The organism is Isoptericola sp. BMS4 (assembly GCF_011634835.1).
Taxonomy (GTDB): Bacteria; Actinomycetota; Actinomycetes; order Actinomycetales; family Cellulomonadaceae; genus Isoptericola.
In genome coordinates, this window is the sequence record NZ_SIRP01000001.1 from 3259191 (window position 1) to 3276328 (window position 17138).

Here is a 17138-nt window from a genome sequence, read left to right on the forward strand (position 1 = left end):
ACGCCCGCGTCCGCCATGCGGTCGCGGGCGGTTCGCCCGTCGGACTGGAGGCGTCAGCCGGCGCCGTCGCGTGCCGCGATGTCGGCGACCAGCGACTCCCGGACGCCGTCCAGCCACGCGATCCACCGGTCGACGGCGTCCGCACCGTAGGCGTGCGTCATCAGCCCGTACCTGGCGGCCGCCTCGGGGTCGAACTCGGGGATCGCGTCGTGGCTGTGGACCGTCAGGTCGCGACCGCGCGACCGGGCGACCTGGGCCCGGCGGTAGGCCAGCTCCGACTCGACGATCCGCAGGGCGGCGCGCAGGTCGACACCGACCGCGAAGCCGAACCTGACCTTGAAGTCGGCGTCCTCGAACCGGCTCGGCGGCTCGAAGTCGGAACGCACCCAGGCGAGCAGGGCGGCGCGCCCGGCCGGGGTGATCCGGTACACCTTCGCGTCGGGGCGCCCCTCGCGCGGGTCGAGCTCGTAGGTCGCGTGCCCGGCGCGCACCAGCCGCGCGAGCTCGCGGTAGATCTGGCTGTGGTGCACGTTCGAGCGCACGAACTGCCCCTCGACCTCGAACCACTTCAGCAGCTCGTACCCGTGGTAGGGCTTTCGCGCCAAGAGGCTCAGCAGCACGTGCTCGAGCTTCATCGGGCTCCTCCCAGGACGTTCGCCGCCCCACGGTAGCGGCCGCGCTCCCCCGCGCGCCTCACCGTGCCGCCGGCCGAGGAGAGGTTGACACGATCACGGCGGCAGCATATAACACTCTGCACATATGACACTCTGCACATAGCAGGGGTCACGACGCCCACCGCACCGTCGCGCGCGGCCGAGGAGGACCCGTGAAAGCCATCATGGTGATGTTCGACAGCCTCAACCGGAGGATGCTGCCGCCGTACGGCGCCGACTGGACCCACGCACCGAACTTCCAGCGGCTCGCCGAGCGCACGGTGATGTTCGAGAACTGCTACGGCGGCTCCATGCCGTGCATGCCCGCGCGGCGCGAGCTGCACACCGGCCGCCACAACTTCCTGCACCGCTCGTGGGGACCCCTCGAGCCCTTCGACGACTCCGTGCCGCAGATGCTGAAGGACCACGGTGTGCACACCCACCTCGCCACCGACCACCAGCACTACTGGGAGGACGGCGGCGCCACCTACCACTCCCGGTACTCGACGTTCGAGCTCTTCCGCGGGCAGGAGGGCGACCCGTGGAAGGGAGTCGTCGCCGACCCGGAGATCCCGGAGTCGCTCGGCGCGACCCAGGCGCTCAAACCACGCCTGTGGCGGCAGGACTGGGTGAACCGGAGCTATCTCGAGACCGAGGACCTGCACCCGCAGACGCTCACGTTCGACGCCGGCCTCGAGTTCCTCAGGACCAACAAGGACGAGGACCGGTGGTTCCTGCAGATCGAGACGTTCGACCCGCACGAGCCCTTCTTCAGCTACGAGCAGCACAAGGAGCACTACCAGGACACCTACGACGGGCCCCACTTCGACTGGCCCGACTACGCGAAGGTGACGGAGCCACCGGAGGCGGTGGAGCACGCGCGGCACGAGTACGCCGCCCTGCTCAGCATGTGCGACGCCAACCTCGGACGCGTCCTGGACGCGATGGACGAGCACGACATGTGGGACGACACGCTGCTCATCGTCAACACGGACCACGGGTTCCTGCTCGGAGAGCACGGCTGGTGGGGCAAGAACCTCCAGCCCTGGTACGACGAGACCATCCACATCCCCCTGTTCGTCTGGGACCCCCGGACACCGGCCGCCGGCGAGCGGCGGGACGCCCTCGTCCAGACGATCGACATCGGCCCGACGCTCCTGGAGTACTTCGGCGTCGACCGCACGCCCGACATGCAGGGAAGGCCCCTCGCCGACGTCGTGGCCGACGCGGCGACGGGACGCGACGCCGGCCTGTTCGGCAGCTTCGGCGGACACGTGTGCGTGACGGACGGCAGGTACGTCTACATGCGCTCGAGCGCGACTCCGCAGAACCAGCCCCTGTTCGAGCACACGCTCATGCCGACGCACATGGTCGGGTTCTTCCACCACGAGGTGCTCCGCCGGGCCGAGCTCGTCGAGCCGTTCACGTTCACCAAGGGCGTGCCCGTCCTGCGGTCGCCCGGCCAGGCGTTCGGCACGCCGTTCGCGTTCGGGACCCTGCTGTACGACCTGGCCACCGACCCCGAGCAGGAGCACCCCCTGCGGGACGACGACCTCGAGCTCCGCCTGGCGACCCGGCTGCGCGACCTGCTCGTGGCCTCGGACGCGCCGCCGTCCCAGTACGAGCGCCTCGGCCTCCCCCAGGACGGCCCGCTCACCGCCGCGCACCTGCTCGTGGAGAAGCAGTGGTCGCAGGTGGTCGCCTCGCGGGAACCCGCGGCCACTCCCGCGGACTTCCCGGAGGACGAGGACGGCGCCCTCGGCCGGCCCCTCGCCTCGCTGCTCGAGAACCCGCGCTCGCGAGCCGTGCTGGAGGAGTGCGCGCCGATGCTGGTGCACAGCCCGCTCGCCGGCTTCCTGAGCGGGCTGACCATCATCCAGATCGCCGCCGCGGCGGCGGGCCTGCTCCCCGAACCCGTCCTGCGCACGGTCGCCACCCGGCTGGCGAACCGGGACGAGCAGGCGTCGCCCACCACGGTGGACGCCGAGGTCGGCTGACCGACCGCCCCCACCACCTACCGATCACGACGGAGTGATGTCATGACTGCAACCCACGGCCTCGCCCCACGGTCCGTCCCCGAGCACGAGGCGACCGCGCCCACCGTGCCCGACACGCCACGATCGCCCGGCGGCCGCTGGAGAGCGCGCAACATGGTGGTCCTCGGCGGCTCGATGATCGTCGACGGCAGCGAGTCGGGCCTCGTCAACGCGCTCTTCCCCGTCATCGCCGCGTCGCTCGGCCTGGCGACGAGCGCGCTCGGCATCCTCAGCGCCAGCTCGCGGCTGATCGGATCCGTCGCCGGACCGACCTGGGTGTTCCTGGCCAGGAAGTTCGGGCGCAAGGCGGTCCTCGCGACGGCCACCGGGTTCTGGGGGCTCTGGGCGGTCGCCGCGGGCCTGGCCCAGAGCTTCGTCCAGCTGGTGGTGCTCTACACGATCGCCGCCGCGGGAGTCGCTGCCGCGCACGCGATCGTGCCCGAGGTCATCGGCGACTCCTACGAGGACAGGAAGCGCGGACGCGTGGTCGGGTGGCTCTACGGGGGCGCGGCGGCGGGCAGCTCCGTGCTCGCCCCCGTGATCGCGCAGCTCGCGAACATCGAGGACGGCTGGCGCTACGGCTTCTTCCTCTTCGGCGGTATCAACGTCGTCTTCGGGGTGTTGATCCTCCTGTTCTACCGGGACCCGGGGACGGGCGCCGGCGAGGCGCAGCTGTCGTCCCTCAGCCAGGCGCAGCGTGACGCGGAGTCGACGATCACCTGGGCACGGGTGCGGTCCCTGGTCCGCATCCCGAGCTTCGTCGTCCTCCTCGTCAGCCGGCTCCTGTCGAGCCACCTGCTGCTCGCGGCCTTCGGAGTCACGCTGCTCGTGCAGGAGTTCGGGTTCGACACGGCGACCGCGGCCGTCGTCATGTCACCGTTCGGGGTGGGATACCTCGCCGGCACGGTCGCCGGGGGGCTGCTCGCCGACGCGCTCCACCGGCTCAGCCCGGACCACGGCCGGGTGGCCCTGCTCCAGGTCGCGCAAGCCCTGTTCGCCGCGGTGGCGTACGTGACCACGCAGATCGCGTTCGACGGCATCGCGCCGTACCTGGTCCTGTTCGGGCTGATCGGCGCCACCATGGGGCTCAACCCGGGGGTGAACCGCCCCCTCGTCATGGCCGTCGTCCCGCCGGAGCTCCGCGGCGCGGCCTTCGCGATCTTCGTGTCGATCGTCGAGTCGGTGGGGTTCGCGGTCTACACGCTGCTGGCAGGCTTCCTCGCGGACTCGTACGGCCTGCAGGCGGTGATGCTCTGGCTCGTCGTCGGGCTCATGACGCTGAACGCCGCGTTCCTCACCGCCCTCTACCGCCCGTACGTGAAGGACTCCCGCGCGCTCGTCGCAGAGCTCGAACGACGGGCCCACGCCGCGGCGGGCGAAACCCCCGACGCGTGACCCCGCCCCGGTGCGGGGCCGTCCGCGAACGGCCCCGCACCGGGTGCCGGAGCATCTCCCCTCCCGGTCAGCCGCGCCCGCCGTCCGGACCCCCGCCCGCTGCCTCGCGCTCGAGCTCGTCCGCCCGGCGGACGTGCCGCGTGACCCACGGTGCGAGCGCGAGCAGGACCCCGGCGCAGACGAGCGCCACCAGCCCGATACCGCCGAAGTAGGCCGTGTCCGAGACGCCGTCGGTGGCCTCGATGGTCTGGGCCGTGATCGCCTGGCCGGCGGCGTTCGACAGGAACCACAGCGCCATGGCCTGCCCGCGGAACGCACGCGGCGCCAGCAGCGTCGTGGCCGCGATGCCCACGGGCGACAGGCAGAGCTCGCCGAGCGACTGGATCACGTACACGATGATGAGGACCCACGGGGGCGCGAGCGTGCCGGCGAACGCCGCGGACATCGTGGCCAGGAAGACGAACGACAGCGCCGCCAGCGTCAGGCCCAGCACGAACTTGTACGCCGTCGGCGGGCGGTCGCCGGTCTTCGTCCACAGCCACGCGAAGACCGGCGCGAGCAGGATGATGGACGCCGGGTTGACCGACTGGAAGAAGGCGGGCGACAGCGTGATGCCGAAGAGCTGCAGGTCGGTCCTGTCCGCCGCGAACTGTGTGAGCGTCGTGGCCGCCTGCTCGAAGATCATCCAGAACAGCATCGAGGCCACGAACAGCGGGACGTAGGCCACGACACGGGGCCGCTCGGCCGCGGTGACCCGCTTCGAGCGGTACATCACCGTGAGCAGCACGGCCGGCGTCGCCAGCGCCAGGTACGACGTCGCGTCGATGAAGACCTCGACCGCCCAGCCCCCGGCGACGACGACCGCGAGCGCCGTGGCGACCACGACCGCCCCCACGACGAGCAGGCCGAGGCGGAGGACGGCGGGCCGGTCCTCGGGGCGGACCGGGTTGGGCACGTCCGTCCCGGCCCGGCCGAGGTAGCGGTAGCCGCCGACGAAGAAGACCAGGGCGACGGCCATGCCGACCGCCGCGACGGAGAACCCGGCGTGGTACCCCCACGCCCGCTGGACGATGCCCACGACCAGCGGCGCGAAGAGCGACCCGATGTTGATCCCCATGTAGAAGATGGAGAACGCGGGGTCGCGGCGGGGGTCGTCGCGCGCGTACAGCTCGCCCACCATCGAGGAGACGTTCGGCTTCAGCAGCCCGGTGCCGAGCGCGACCAGCCCGATCCCGAGCATGGAGAAGCCGTACCCCGGGACCGTGAGGGACACGTGACCGGCGGCGATGATCACGCCGCCGTACAGCACCGCACGACGGGCGCCGACCACACGGTCCGCGAGCCAGCCACCGATGACGGACACGAGGTAGACGGACGTGCCGTAGATCGACACGAACGCCGCACCCGTGGTGGCGTCCATCGAGAGGCCGCCGTTCGCCACCGTGTCGGTGAGGTACAGCAGCAGGATGGCGCGCATCCCGTAGTAGCTGAACCGCTCCCACAGCTCCGTGCCGGCCAGCGTCGCGAGACCGCGGGGATGCCCGAAGAACGCCCGGTCGCCCTCGTGCTCGGGGTGCGGCGTCGCGGCCTGCGCGGTCATGGGACCGACTCTGGCACCGGTCGCGGGTGCCTGCGACCGCAGGGCCGCTACCGTGGGCGGATGCCCGCGACCGTGATGTGGTTCCGCCGCGACCTCCGGCTCGCCGACAACCCGGCCCTCGTGGCCGCGGTCGAGGCGGCGCGCGCCGACGACGCCGAGGTGGTCGGCCTGTACGTCCTCGACGACGCCCTGTGGTCCGCCGCGGGCGCCAACCGGCTGGCCTACCTCGTGGACTCGCTCGCCGCCCTCGACGCGGCGTGCGGCGGCCGGCTGGTGCTGCGCCGCGGCGACCCGCGCTCCGTCGTGCCGGACGTGGCGCGGGCGGTGGGTGCGCGCGAGGTGCACGCGGCCGCGAGCCACGAGCCGCGCGGGCGGCGCCGCGACGAGGCCGTCCGCGCCGTGCTGGCGGAGCGCGACGCCGAGCTCGTCGAGACGGGCTCGGCGTACGCCGTCTCCCCCGGGCGCCTGCGCACGGGCGGCGGCACCCCGTACCGGGTGTTCACGCCGTTCCGCCAGGCGTGGCTCGACCACGGGTGGCGGGCCCCGGCCCACCGGCCGCGCGAGATCCCGTGGGCGGCGCTGCGGTCCGAGGACCCGCCGCGGGCGACGCCGACCGCCGAGCGGCTGCCGCGGGCCGGCGAGGACGCCGCCCGGCGCCGGTGGCACGCGTTCCTGCGCGAGGGCCTCGCGGGCTACGACGAGGCCCGGGACCGGCCGGACCTGGCGGGGACGTCCGCGATGTCGGTGCACCTGCGCTGGGGCGAGGTGCACCCGCGCACGCTGCTGGCCGACCTCGCCGCGGCCGACGCCCCCGGGTCCGACGTCGCGTCGTACCGTTCCGAGCTGGCGTGGCGCGAGTTCCACGCCGACGTCCTGCACCACCGGCCGGGCGCACGCACCGAGTCCCTGCGCGACGTGGTGCCGGACGACGCCTGGGCGACCGGCCCGGCGGCCGACGCCGCGTTCGAGGCCTGGGCGGCCGGGCGCACGGGGTACCCGCTCGTCGACGCGGGGATGCGTCAGCTCCGGGCCACCGGGTGGATGCACAACCGGGTACGCATGGTCGTGGCGTCGTTCCTCGTCAAGGACCTGCACCTGCACTGGCGGCGCGGTGCCGCCCACTTCATGGCGCACCTGGTCGACGCGGACGTCTCGCAGAACCAGCTCAACTGGCAGTGGGTCGCGGGCACGGGGTACGACGCGGCCCCGTACTTCCGGGTGTTCAACCCCGTGACCCAGGCGCGGAAGTTCGACCCGGAGGGCGACTACGTCCGGCGGTGGGTCCCGGAGCTGCGGGGCGTCGCGGGCCGGGCCGTGCACGAGCCGTGGCGGCTCGACGCCGCGCCGGCCGGGTACCCGGACCGGATGGTCGACCACGCGCACGAGCGCCGCGTGGCGCTGGACGACTTCAGCCGCGCGCGGGGCTGACCGGCCGCGGACGGCAGGCGACGCCGGGGCCGCCCTCAGCGGCGGTCGAGCCGCACCTGGCGGTTCACGTCCTTGTAGAGCAGGTAGCGGAAGGGCTTCGGCCCGCCGGCGTAGCAGGCCTGCGGGCAGAAGGCCCGCAGCCACAGGAAGTCGCCCTCCTGCACCTCCACCCAGTCGCCGTTGAGGCGGTACACGGCCTTGCCCTCGAGCACGTACAGGCCGTGCTCCATGATGTGCGTCTCCGCGAACGGGATGGAGCCGCCGGGCTGGAACGTCACGATGTTGACGTGCATGTCGTGGGCGATGTCGTCGGGGTCGACGAATCGTGTCGTGGCCCACGCGCCGTCGGTGTCCGGCATCGGGACGGGCTCGACGTCCTGCTCGCGCGTAACGAACGACGTGGCGCGGTGCCCCTCGACGGGCTCGTACACCTTGCGGACCCACTGGAACGCCGCCTTGGCGTCGGACCGGTTGCGCAGCGCCCACTCCTCGCCGGCGGCGAGGTAGGCGTACCCACCCGGCTCGAGCACGTGCTCGGTGCCCCCGAACGTCAGGACGAGGGTGCCCTCGGTGACGAAGACGACCGACTGCACGGTGTCCTCGACCTCGCCGCGGTCGGCGCCGCCCCCGGGCGACACCTCGACGACGTACTGGGCGAACGTCGTCGCGAAGCCGTCGATGGGTCGCGCGAGCACCCACAGGCGGGTGGACTCCCAGCCGGGCAGCCGGCTCGTGACGATGTCCCGCAGCACCCCGCGCGGGATGACGGTGTACGCCTCGGTGACGACCGCGCGGTCGGTGAGCAGCTCGGACTGCCCGGGCAGCCCGCCCTGCGGGGTGAAGTAGCGCGTGGTCTGGGTCATGGATGACGCTCCTCGCTCGATCGGGGCGGCCGACGCGGTGCGCACCACGGACGACACTTCCGCTCACCGGAATCACTCTTCTGCTATATGAACCTAGAGCCGCCAGGGACGGGTGTCAAGCAGCCGCCGGACGCACGACGACGCCGGCGCCCGCACTCGTGCGGGCGCCGGCGTCGTCGTGGCCGGGCGGCAGGTCGGGGCGGGCCCGTGGGCCCGCCCCGCGGGGGATCAGTCGGCCCCCTCCCCCGCCCGGAACTCGTCCTCGAGGATGCTCATGACGACGGCGTCGGCCCACCCGTCGCCGTCGCGGTAGGCGTCGCGCAGCCGACCCTCCTCGCGGAAGCCCAGGGAGTCGTACAGCGCCCGCGCCCGGGTGTTCATGCTCATCACCGACAGGCTCACCCGGTGCAGGCCGAGACCCGCGCCGGGCGACCCGTCGGGGCCGTCGGGGTGGTCGGCGGGCGTGAACGCGAACCGCAGCACCTGCGAGATCGCCTCGCGGCCGTACCCGCGCCCCCGGTAGTCGCGCAGCATCCGCAGGCGCAGGTTCGCCGACGCGCGGCCCGTGTCGACCTGGTCGAGGGCGATCTCGCCGATGAGGTCGTCGCTGACGAGCTCGCCGTCGCGCACGGCGGCCGCCGTGACGGCCCAGTCGTAGCGCCCCGGCACCGTGGCCGCGGTCGCCGCCCAGGCGTCGACCTCCGCGCGCGTCGACGACCCGCTCGTGCCCATGCCGGTCAGCCGCCCGCCGTCCGGGTCCTGCACCGACGCCCACAGGCGGTCCGCGTCGCGGGGCTCGATCGGGCGCAGGCGCACGAGCTCCCCGTGGAGCAGGGGGGACCTCATCCCGCGATCCTCTCGAGCACCAGCTCGCGGACGCGCTTGGCGTCCGCCTGCCCCTTCGTCGCCTTCATGACGGCGCCGATGATCGCGCCGACCGGCCCCTGGTTGCCCCCGCGGACCTTCTCCACGACGTCGGGCTGCGCGGCGAGCGCCTCGTCGATCGCGGCCAGCAGCGCGCCGTCGTCCGAGACGACCTCGAGCCCGCGCGCGACGACGACCTGCTCGGGATCGCCCTCGCCCGCGAGGACGCCGTCGAGCACCTGGCGCGCGATCTTGTCGTTGATGCGGCCGGAGTCGACCAGCGACTGCAGCTCGCCGATCTGCGCGGGCGTGATGGCCAGCGCGGCGAGCTCGACCTCGGACTGCTTGGCGCGGCGTGCCAGCTCGCCCATCCACCACTTGCGCGCGGCGGCCGGGCTCGCGCCCGCCGCGATCGTGGCCTCGATGAGGTCGAGGGCGCCCGCGTTGACGACGTCGCGCATCTCGGCGTCGGCGAAGCCCCACTCGTCGTGCAACCGGCGGCGGCGCGCCTGCGGCAGCTCGGGCAGCGTGGCGCGGATCTCCTCGACCCACGCGCGGCTCGGGGCCACCGGGACCAGGTCCGGCTCCGGGAAGTAGCGGTAGTCCTCGGCGTCGGACTTCACGCGGCCGGGCGACGTCGAGCCGTCGTCCTCGTGGAAGTGCCGGGTCTCCTGCACCACGGTGTCGCCGGCGTCCAGGAGCCCCGCCTGCCGGGAGATCTCGTAGCGCACAGCCCGCTCGACGGACCGGAACGAGTTGACGTTCTTGGTCTCGGTGCGGGTGCCGAGCGGCGAGTCGGCGGTGGGGCGCAGCGAGACGTTCACGTCCGCGCGGACGTTGCCGCGCTCCATGCGCGCCTCGGACACGTCCAGCACCCGGAAGATGTCGCGCAGGGCCTGCACGTAGGCGCGGGCCACCTCCGGCGCCCGCTCCCCCGCCCCGGTGATCGGGCGGGTGACGATCTCGACCAGCGGCACGCCGGCGCGGTTGTAGTCCACCAGCGAGTACTCCGCGCCGTGGATGCGCCCGGCGGCGCCGCCGACGTGCGTGTTCTTGCCGGCGTCCTCCTCCATGTGCGCGCGCTCGATCTCGACGCGGTGCACGGTGCCGTCCTCCAGCTCGACGTCGAGCCAGCCGTCGAAGGCGATGGGCTCGTCGTACTGGGAGGTCTGGAAGTTCTTCGGCACGTCCGGGTAGAAGTAGTTCTTCCGGGCGAAGCGGCAGCTCTCCGCGATCTGGCAGTTCAGCGCCAGGCCGATGCGGATCGCGTACTCGACGGCGGTGCCGTTGACCACGGGCAGCGCGCCGGGCAGGCCGAGCGAGACGGGCGTGGTCTGGGTGTTCGGGTCGGCGCCGAAGGACTGCTCGGCCGAGCAGAACATCTTGGTGCGGGTGCCGAGCTCGACGTGCACCTCGATGCCGAGCACCGGGTCGTAGCGCCGCACCGCGTCGTCGTAGTCGACGAGGGCCACCGGGGTGGCGGAGGTCGTGGTCACAGTGGTCTCCGTTCTCAGCCGAGCTCGGGGGCGCGGGCCAGCAGCGGCGCGCCCCACGAGGACTCGAGGGCCGACTCGAGCGCGGCGCCGACGCGGTACAGGCGGTCGTCGGCCTTCGCCGGCGCGAGGATCTGGAAGCCGGTGGGCAGGGCGGCACCGTCGTCCGACGTGGCCAGCCCGTTGGGCACCGAGATGCCGGGCACACCGGCGAGGTTGGCCGGGATTGTCGCGACGTCGTTGAGGTACATCGCGAGCGGGTCGTCCAGCTTCTCGCCGAACCGGAACGCCGTCGTGGGCGCCGTCGGCGAGACCAGCACGTCGGCCGCGGCGAACGCCGCGTCGAAGTCGCGCTGGATGAGCGTGCGGACCTTCTGCGCGCTGCCGTAGTAGGCGTCGTAGTAGCCCGCGCTCAGCGCGTAGGTGCCGAGGATGACGCGGCGCTTGACCTCGTCGCCGAACCCGGCCCCGCGGGTGGCCGCCATGACGCGCTCCGCGGTCACCGGCCCCTCCTCGGGCTCGACCCGCAGGCCGAAGCGCATGCCGTCGAACTTCGCCAGGTTGCTGGAGGCCTCGGACGGCATGATCAGGTAGTACGCGGCCAGGGCGTACTCGAACGACGGGCAGGACACCTCGACGATCTCGGCGCCGGCCTTGGTGAGCAGCTCGAGCGACTCGTGGAACCGCGCCAGCACGCCCGCCTGGTAGCCCTCGCCCTGCAGCTGCGTGACGACGCCGACCCGCAGGCCGGACAGGTCCCCGAGCGCGCCCTCGCGCGCCGCGGCGACGATCGGCGGCAGGGGCTCGGGGATGGACGTCGAGTCGCGCGGGTCGTGCCCGCCGATCAGCTCGTGCAGCAGCGCGGAGTCGAGCACCGTGCGGGTCACGGGGCCCGCCTGGTCCAGCGAGGACGCCATCGCGATGAGGCCGTAGCGCGAGACCCCGCCGTAGGTGGGCTTGACGCCCACGGTGCCGGTGACGGCGCCCGGCTGGCGGATCGAGCCGCCCGTGTCCGTGCCGATCGCGAGCGGCGCCTCAAAGGCCGCGACGGCGGCCGCGGACCCGCCGCCGGAGCCGCCGGGGATCCGCTCGAGGTCCCACGGGTTGTGGGTGTTGCCGTACGCCGAGTGCTCCGTCGAGGAGCCCATGGCGAACTCGTCCATGTTCGTCTTGCCGAGGATCGGCAGGCCGGCCGCGCGGATCTTCTCCACGAGGGTCGCGTCGTAGGGCGGGATCCAGCCCTCGAGGATCTTCGATCCGGCGGTCGACGGCGTGCCCTTGGTGACGACGACGTCCTTGACGGCGATCGGCACGCCGGCCAGCGGGTGCAGCTCCTCACCGGCGGCGCGGCGGGCGTCGACGTCGGCGGCCGTGGCGAGGGCCACCTCGTCGCTCACGTGCAGGTACGCGTGCACGTCGCCGTCGACGGCCGCGATGCGGTCCAGGTGGGCGCGGGTCGCCTCGACGCTCGAGGCCTCGCCGGCGGCGAGGAGCTCGGCGAGGCGCGCGGCGCTCAGGCGGGTCAGGTCCGTCATCTCACTCCTCCCCGAGGATCTGCGGCACGGCGAACCGGCCGTCCTCGGCGTCCGGCGCGGCGGCGAGGACGTCCGCGACGGGCAGCGCCGGCGTCGGCACGTCCTCGCGGAACACGTTCGTCATGGGCAGCGGGTGGCTGGTCGCGGGCACGTCCGGGGTGGCGACCTCGCGCACACGGGCGATCGACTCGACGATGACGTCGAGCTCGCCGGCGAACCGGTCGACCTCCTCCGGGCTCAGGTCGATGCGGGCCAGGGCGGCGACGCGCGCGACCTCGTCTCGGGAGATGGTGGACATGGCCGCCAGTCTAGTGGTCGGCAGGTGTCCCGGAGGTTGTCCGCACGTGACGACCGGGGACGACACGACGGCCGGCGCCGGGGTCCCTCGGACCCGGCACCGGCCGCCCTGCTGCGGCCGTGGCCGGCGCCCCCGTCGCGCCGGTCACGGCCGTTCCTCAGGCCATCCGCTCGTAGGCGGCGGTGGTGAGGAAGTCCACGTACTCGTCGGCCACGGCGACCTCCATGAAGAGCGCGCGCGCCTCGTCGTAGTCGGCGGCGTCGCCGGGGAGCTTCGCCACCTCCTCGGCGACGACGCGGTCGACGAGCTCGCGGGTCACCTTCTCGCCCGAGTCGGCGAGCGTGACGTCGTTGTGCAGCCACTGCCACACCTGCGACCGGGAGATCTCCGCGGTCGCGGCGTCCTCCATGAGGCCGAAGATCGCGACGGCTCCGAGGCCGCCGAGCCAGGCGCGCAGGTACTGGATGCCGACGGAGACGTTGTTGCGCAGGCCCGCCTCGGTGACGGTGCCGGGGGTCTTGTCCACGGCGAGCAGGTCGGCCGCGGCCACCCGCACGTCGTCGCGCGTGCGGTCGATCTGGTTCGGCCGGTCGCCGAGCACCGCGGTGAAGGCCTCGGAGCACGTGGCCACCATGCCGGGGTGGGCGACCCACGAGCCGTCGAAGCCGTCGCCGGCCTCGCGCGCCTTGTCGGCGCGGACCTTGGCGTACGCCTGCTCGTTGGCCTCGGCGTCCTTGCTCGGGACGGCCGCGGCCATGCCGCCGATGGCGTGCGCGCCGCGGCGGTGGCACGTCGAGACCAGCAGCTCGGTGTAGGCCCGCATGAACGGCACCGTCATGGTGATCTGGTTGCGGTCCGGCAGCAGGAAGTCGTGCCCGCGGGTGCGGAAGGTCTTCACGACGGAGAACAGGTAGTCCCAGCGGCCCGCGTTGAGGCCCGCGGAGTGCTCGCGCAGCTCGTAGAGGATCTCCTCCATCTCGAACGCGGCCGGGATCGTCTCGATCAGCACGGTGGCGCGGATCGTGCCGCGCGGGATGCCGAGGGCCTCCTGCGCGAGGACGAACGCGTCGTTCCACAGCCGCGCCTCGAGGTGGGACTCCATCTTCGGCAGGTAGAAGTACGGCCCGTGGCCCTTGTCGATCTGGCGCAGCCCGGCCGTCGCCACGTAGAGGGCGAAGTCGACCAGGCCCCCGGAGGTGCGCTCGCCGTCGACCAGCACGTGCTTCTCGTCCATGTGCCAGCCGCGCGGGCGCACGATGATCGTGGCGAGCTCGTCGTCGGGCTTGAGCGCGTACGACTTGCCGGCCTCGTTGGTGAAGTCGATCTCGCGGTCGATCGCGTCGAGCAGGTTGAGCTGGCCGCCCACCACGCTGCGCCACTGCGGCGTGTTGGCGTCCTCCTGGTCGGCGAGCCAGGCCTTGGCACCCGAGTTGAGGGCGTTGACCGTCATCTTGCGGTCCGTGGGCCCGGTGATCTCGACGCGGCGGTCGACCAGGCCGGGCGCCGGCTCGGCCACGCGCCACGAGTCGTCGGCACGGATGTGCGCGGTCTCCGGCAGGAAGTCGAGCGTGCCCCCGTCGGCGAGCTCCTGGCGACGGCGACGCCGGGCCTCCAGCAGCTCGAGGCGCCGGGCGCCGAGCTTCCGGTGCAGGGTCGCGATCAGGTCGAGCGCGGCCGGGGTGAGCACCTCGGGGTCGCGCTCGCCGATCTCGGCGGTGATGGTCAGGCCGTCGGGGAGCTCCACGACAGTGCCTCCTTGGTCTCGTGGATTGCGGAATTGAAGTTACGCCTGGCGGAAACCCTAGCGCCTCGCGGCGCCGGCGGCACCCACCAGCCGCTCGCGGAGCGCGGCCACGTGACCGGTGGCCTCGACGTCGTACTGCGCGGTGCGGACGGTGCCGTCCGGGTCCACGACGAACGTGGAGCGGTGCATGCCGTCGAAGCTCCGCCCGTCGACCGTCTTCGGGCCCCACGTGCCGTACGCGTCGGCCACCGCGTGGTCCGCGTCGCTCAGCAGCGGGAAGGTCAGGTGCTCGGCCTCGGCGAACGCCCGCACGTCGGCGACCGGGTCCGCCGAGACCCCCAGCACCGCGTAGCCGGCCCCCGCCAGCGAGGCCAGGTTGTCCCGGAAGTCGCAGGCCTCGGTCGTGCAGCCCGGGCTGCCGGCCTTCGGGTAGAAGTACACGACCACCCCCCGGTCGGCGGCCGCCCGCACCGCGGCGAGCGACACGTCGTCGCCGTGGGCGTCGGGCAGCGTGAAGTCGGGGGCGACGTCTCCGGGCCGGAGCTGGGTCATGGCGGGTCTCCTTCGTCTCGTGCGCGTCGGACGGCGGGGCTCAGGCCCCGGCCGGGTGGTCGCTCGGGCGGTCCGCCGGAGCAGGTGCGCCGGCGTGGCGCAGCAGCCGGCCCGTGGGCCGGTCGCCCACCGGGCGGCCGCGCAGCAGGGTGCGCCGCGCCACGCCGGTCAGGTCACGGCCCGCGTAGGGCGTCACCGGGTTCTTGTGGTGCAGGCGCCGCGGGTCCACCACGAACGCCTCGTCGGGCGCGAAGACGACGAGGTCGGCGTCCTTGCCCACCGCGATCGCGCCCTTGTCCTCCAGGCCCACCAGCCGCGCCGGCCCCTCGGACATCCAGCGCACCACCTGCTCCAGCGCGACGCCGCGGCGGCGCGCCTCGCTCCACACCACGGCCAGGCCGAGCTGCAGCGACGACACGCCGCCCCAGGCCGTCGCGAAATCGCCGTCGGCCGGCTCCTTGAGCTCGGCGGTGGCCGGCGAGTGGTCCGTCACCACGATGTCGATGGTGCCGTCCGCCAGGCCCTGCCAGAGGCCGTCCTGGTTGCCCTGCTCGCGGATCGGCGGGCAGCACTTGTACGCGGTCGCCCCGTCGGGGACGTGCTCCGCGTCCAGGGACAGGTAGTGCGGGCAGGTCTCGACCGTCAGGCGCACGCCCTCGGCGCGGGCGGCCGCGATCTGCGGCAGGGACCCGGCGTCCGACAGGTGCAGCACGTGGGCACGCGCGCCGGTGGCCCGCGCGGCGTCGATCACCGCGGCGATCGCCGCCGACTCGGCCCCGGCCGGCCGCGAGGCGAGGAAGTCGCGGTAGTGCCGCCCCGGCTCGTGCGGCGCCGAGGAGAGGGCGTCCGGGTCCTCCGCGTGCACGATCATCAGCCCGTCGAAGGTGCGCAGCTCGGCCAGGTCGAGACGCAGCTCGTCGTCGTCGAGGTGCCCGAACTCCGGCACGCCGGAGTCCGCGAGGAAGCACTTGAACCCGAAGACCCCGGCCTCGTGCAGCGGCCGCAGGTCCCCGGTGCTGCCCGGGACGGCGCCGCCCCAGAAGCCGACGTCGACGAAGGCCTGGTCAGCGGCGCGCCGCTGCTTGGTCTCGAGGTTCGCCACGGTCGTCGTGGGCGGCACCGAGTTCAGCGGCATGTCGACGATCGTCGTCACGCCGCCGGCCGCGGCGGCGCGGGTGGCGGTCGCGAAGCCCTCCCACTGGGTGCGGCCCGGCTCGTTGACGTGCACGTGCGAGTCGACCAGGCCGGGCAGCAGCACCTCGTCCGCGGCCAGCTCGTGCACCTCGTCGCCGACGAGGCCGGTCCCCAGCGGCACGACCGCAGCGACGCGACCGTCCGTCACGCCGACCTCGACCGCCCGCTCCCCCTCGGGGGTGACCGCCCGGGCGGCGCGCAGCACCAGGTCGTGGCGGACCTCGCCGGGGACCGTGGCGCGCGGGACGGCGGACTCGGTGGTTCGGCTCGTGGGTGCGGTCGTCATGCGTGCTCCGTCCGTGTGGGGGCCGTCGCCGGGCGGGCGACGGCGGGGGCGTCGGTCACGAGGCGCGCGGCCAGGGTCTCGAGCAGCGGCCCGGCCTGCGCGACGCAGGTCGCGACGTCCGGCTCGACGTCGGTGAGGGCGTGCACCGCCGCGAACCCCGCTGCGGCGGCCTGATCGGCGTCGAGCGCCGTCCGGCCGCAGACCGCCACGACGGGTACTCCCGCGGCGGTGGCGGCCGCGGCGACCCCGACCGGGGTCTTGCCGTGCAGCGACTGGGCGTCGAGGCTCCCCTCCCCCGTGACGACGAGGTCCGCGCCGGCGAGCCGGCCGGCGAACCCCGTCAGGTCGAGGACCACCTGCACGCCGGGGCGGCGCAGCGCGCCCAGCAGGAGGCACGCGAAGCCGACGCCGCCGGCCGCGCCGGCCCCGGGAGCGGCCGCGTGCGCCACCGCGCCCGTCACGCCACCGGTGGCCAGCACGTCGACCCAGGCCGCCAGCCCGCGCTCGAGCTCCGCGACCGTCGCGGGGTCGGCGCCCTTCTGCGGGCCGTAGACGGCGGCAGCGCCCGACGGCCCGAGCAGCGGGTTGTCGACGTCGCTCGCCAGCACGATCTCCGTGTCCGCGAGCGCCGGGTGCAGCCCGCTGAGGTCGACGTCCACCAGGCCGCCCAGGTGCCCGCCTCCGTCGGCGAGGTCGCCCGCGGGGCCGAGCAGCCGGGCGCCGAGCGCGGCGAGCATCCCCGCCCCGCCGTCGGTGCTCGCCGAGCCGCCCACGCCCACCACGATCTCGCGGGCGCCCGCGTCGAGCGCGTGCGCGATCACCTCCCCGAGCCCCCGCGAGGTGGCGGCGAGGGCCGTCTCGCGGGACGGGACCACCATCGCGAGCCCGCAGACGGCCGCCATCTCGACGACGGCGGTGCCGCCACGCCGGGCGTACCGGGTGGCGACGGGCTCGCCGAGCGGGCCGGTCGCCGTCGTCCCGACGGGCGCGAAGCCCGCCGCGAGCGCCGCGTCGACGGTGCCCTCGCCGCCGTCGGCCACGGGGAGCTCGCAGGTGACGACGCCGGGGGCCGCACGGCGCAGGCCGGCCGCCAGGTGGGCGGCGACCCGCGCCGCGGACAGCGAGCCCTTGAACGTGTCGGGCGCGAGGAGCACGCGGGCGGGTCCGCCCGTGCGCGCCGTCGTCCTGGTCACGGTC

The 17138-nt window shown here is 73.9% G+C and carries 14 protein-coding genes; 3 read left to right on the top strand and 11 right to left on the bottom strand.

All coding sequences use genetic code 11. The annotated features are described in order from the left end of the window. Positions 1-53 precede the first annotated feature (53 nt). On the bottom strand, positions 54-635 hold the full coding sequence (locus EYB28_RS14800) for a PadR family transcriptional regulator (RefSeq protein ID WP_166849352.1): 582 nt from the start codon (positions 633-635) through the stop codon (positions 54-56). A 191-nt stretch (positions 636-826) separates the two neighbouring features. On the opposite strand from EYB28_RS14800, the gene EYB28_RS14805 reads away from it, so the two are divergent. Further along, entirely contained in the window at positions 827-2650 is a 1824-nt protein-coding gene (locus EYB28_RS14805; RefSeq protein WP_166849355.1) for a sulfatase, read from the top strand. Positions 2651-2692: 42 nt separating this feature from the next. Further along, a complete protein-coding gene (locus tag EYB28_RS14810) occupies positions 2693-4084 on the top strand; it encodes an MFS transporter (protein ID WP_166849358.1) in 1392 nt (463 codons plus the stop codon). A 67-nt stretch (positions 4085-4151) separates the two neighbouring features. Here EYB28_RS14810 and EYB28_RS14815 read toward each other — a convergent pair whose 3' ends face one another. Then, positions 4152-5684 carry a peptide MFS transporter gene (locus EYB28_RS14815; RefSeq protein WP_166849362.1) on the bottom strand — a complete coding sequence of 511 codons (1533 nt, stop codon included), beginning with the start codon at positions 5682-5684 and terminating at the stop codon, positions 4152-4154. A 60-nt stretch (positions 5685-5744) separates the two neighbouring features. Between EYB28_RS14815 and EYB28_RS14820 the strand changes: the two genes are divergently transcribed. Then, on the top strand, positions 5745-7112 hold the full coding sequence (locus EYB28_RS14820; protein WP_166849365.1) for a deoxyribodipyrimidine photo-lyase: 1368 nt from the start codon (positions 5745-5747) through the stop codon (positions 7110-7112). Positions 7113-7147: 35 nt separating this feature from the next. On the opposite strand, the gene EYB28_RS14825 is transcribed toward EYB28_RS14820, so the two are convergent. The 9 genes from EYB28_RS14825 to EYB28_RS14865 form a co-directional block, all read right to left on the bottom strand. After that, the gene (locus EYB28_RS14825; RefSeq protein WP_166849368.1) at positions 7148-7975 is read right to left on the bottom strand and encodes a bifunctional allantoicase/(S)-ureidoglycine aminohydrolase; all 828 of its coding nucleotides are present in this window, start codon (positions 7973-7975) and stop codon (positions 7148-7150) included. A gap of 228 nt (positions 7976-8203) precedes the next feature. Further along, the gene (locus EYB28_RS14830; protein WP_166849371.1) at positions 8204-8821 is read right to left on the bottom strand and encodes a GNAT family N-acetyltransferase; all 618 of its coding nucleotides are present in this window, start codon (positions 8819-8821) and stop codon (positions 8204-8206) included. Next, positions 8818-10335, bottom strand: a complete 1518-nt coding sequence (gene gatB, locus EYB28_RS14835) for an Asp-tRNA(Asn)/Glu-tRNA(Gln) amidotransferase subunit GatB (RefSeq protein WP_166849374.1) — start codon at positions 10333-10335, stop codon at positions 8818-8820. The genes EYB28_RS14830 and gatB overlap by 4 nt, the downstream gene beginning before the upstream one ends. 14 nt (positions 10336-10349) lie before the next feature. Next, on the bottom strand, positions 10350-11867 hold the full coding sequence (gatA, locus tag EYB28_RS14840) for an Asp-tRNA(Asn)/Glu-tRNA(Gln) amidotransferase subunit GatA (protein WP_166849376.1): 1518 nt from the start codon (positions 11865-11867) through the stop codon (positions 10350-10352). Between the two features lies 1 nt (position 11868). Further along, positions 11869-12165 carry an Asp-tRNA(Asn)/Glu-tRNA(Gln) amidotransferase subunit GatC gene (gene gatC, locus EYB28_RS14845; protein ID WP_166849379.1) on the bottom strand — a complete coding sequence of 99 codons (297 nt, stop codon included), beginning with the start codon at positions 12163-12165 and terminating at the stop codon, positions 11869-11871. A gap of 157 nt (positions 12166-12322) precedes the next feature. Beyond that, complete coding sequence (gene aceB, locus EYB28_RS14850; protein WP_166849382.1) at positions 12323-13909, bottom strand: malate synthase A; 1587 nt, start codon at positions 13907-13909, stop codon at positions 12323-12325. Between the two features lie 57 nt (positions 13910-13966). Then, positions 13967-14461, bottom strand: coding sequence for a thioredoxin-dependent thiol peroxidase (gene bcp / locus EYB28_RS14855; RefSeq protein ID WP_166849385.1), 495 nt, complete (start codon positions 14459-14461; stop codon positions 13967-13969). Positions 14462-14501: 40 nt separating this feature from the next. Further along, the gene (gene allB / locus EYB28_RS14860; RefSeq protein ID WP_166849388.1) at positions 14502-15941 is read right to left on the bottom strand and encodes an allantoinase AllB; all 1440 of its coding nucleotides are present in this window, start codon (positions 15939-15941) and stop codon (positions 14502-14504) included. Beyond that, positions 15938-17134 carry a glycerate kinase gene (locus EYB28_RS14865; RefSeq protein WP_205710928.1) on the bottom strand — a complete coding sequence of 399 codons (1197 nt, stop codon included), beginning with the start codon at positions 17132-17134 and terminating at the stop codon, positions 15938-15940. Before EYB28_RS14865 ends, allB begins: the two co-directional genes overlap by 4 nt. Positions 17135-17138 lie beyond the last annotated feature (4 nt).

What these genes read in the sequence shown, in the direction of transcription:
- EYB28_RS14820 (WP_166849365.1), top strand. Translation starts at nt 5,745, where the DNA reads ATGCCCGCGACCGTGATGTGGTTCCGCCGCGACCTCCGGCTCGCCGAC.
- EYB28_RS14800 (WP_166849352.1), bottom strand. Translation starts at nt 635, where the DNA reads ATGAAGCTCGAGCACGTGCTGCTGAGCCTCTTGGCGCGAAAGCCCTAC.
- EYB28_RS14810 (WP_166849358.1), top strand. Translation starts at nt 2,693, where the DNA reads ATGACTGCAACCCACGGCCTCGCCCCACGGTCCGTCCCCGAGCACGAG.
- allB (WP_166849388.1), bottom strand. Translation starts at nt 15,941, where the DNA reads ATGACGACCGCACCCACGAGCCGAACCACCGAGTCCGCCGTCCCGCGC.
- gatA (WP_166849376.1), bottom strand. Translation starts at nt 11,867, where the DNA reads ATGACGGACCTGACCCGCCTGAGCGCCGCGCGCCTCGCCGAGCTCCTC.
- bcp (WP_166849385.1), bottom strand. Translation starts at nt 14,461, where the DNA reads ATGACCCAGCTCCGGCCCGGAGACGTCGCCCCCGACTTCACGCTGCCC.
- EYB28_RS14815 (WP_166849362.1), bottom strand. Translation starts at nt 5,684, where the DNA reads ATGACCGCGCAGGCCGCGACGCCGCACCCCGAGCACGAGGGCGACCGG.
- gatC (WP_166849379.1), bottom strand. Translation starts at nt 12,165, where the DNA reads ATGTCCACCATCTCCCGAGACGAGGTCGCGCGCGTCGCCGCCCTGGCC.
- EYB28_RS14830 (WP_166849371.1), bottom strand. Translation starts at nt 8,821, where the DNA reads ATGAGGTCCCCCCTGCTCCACGGGGAGCTCGTGCGCCTGCGCCCGATC.
- EYB28_RS14825 (WP_166849368.1), bottom strand. Translation starts at nt 7,975, where the DNA reads ATGACCCAGACCACGCGCTACTTCACCCCGCAGGGCGGGCTGCCCGGG.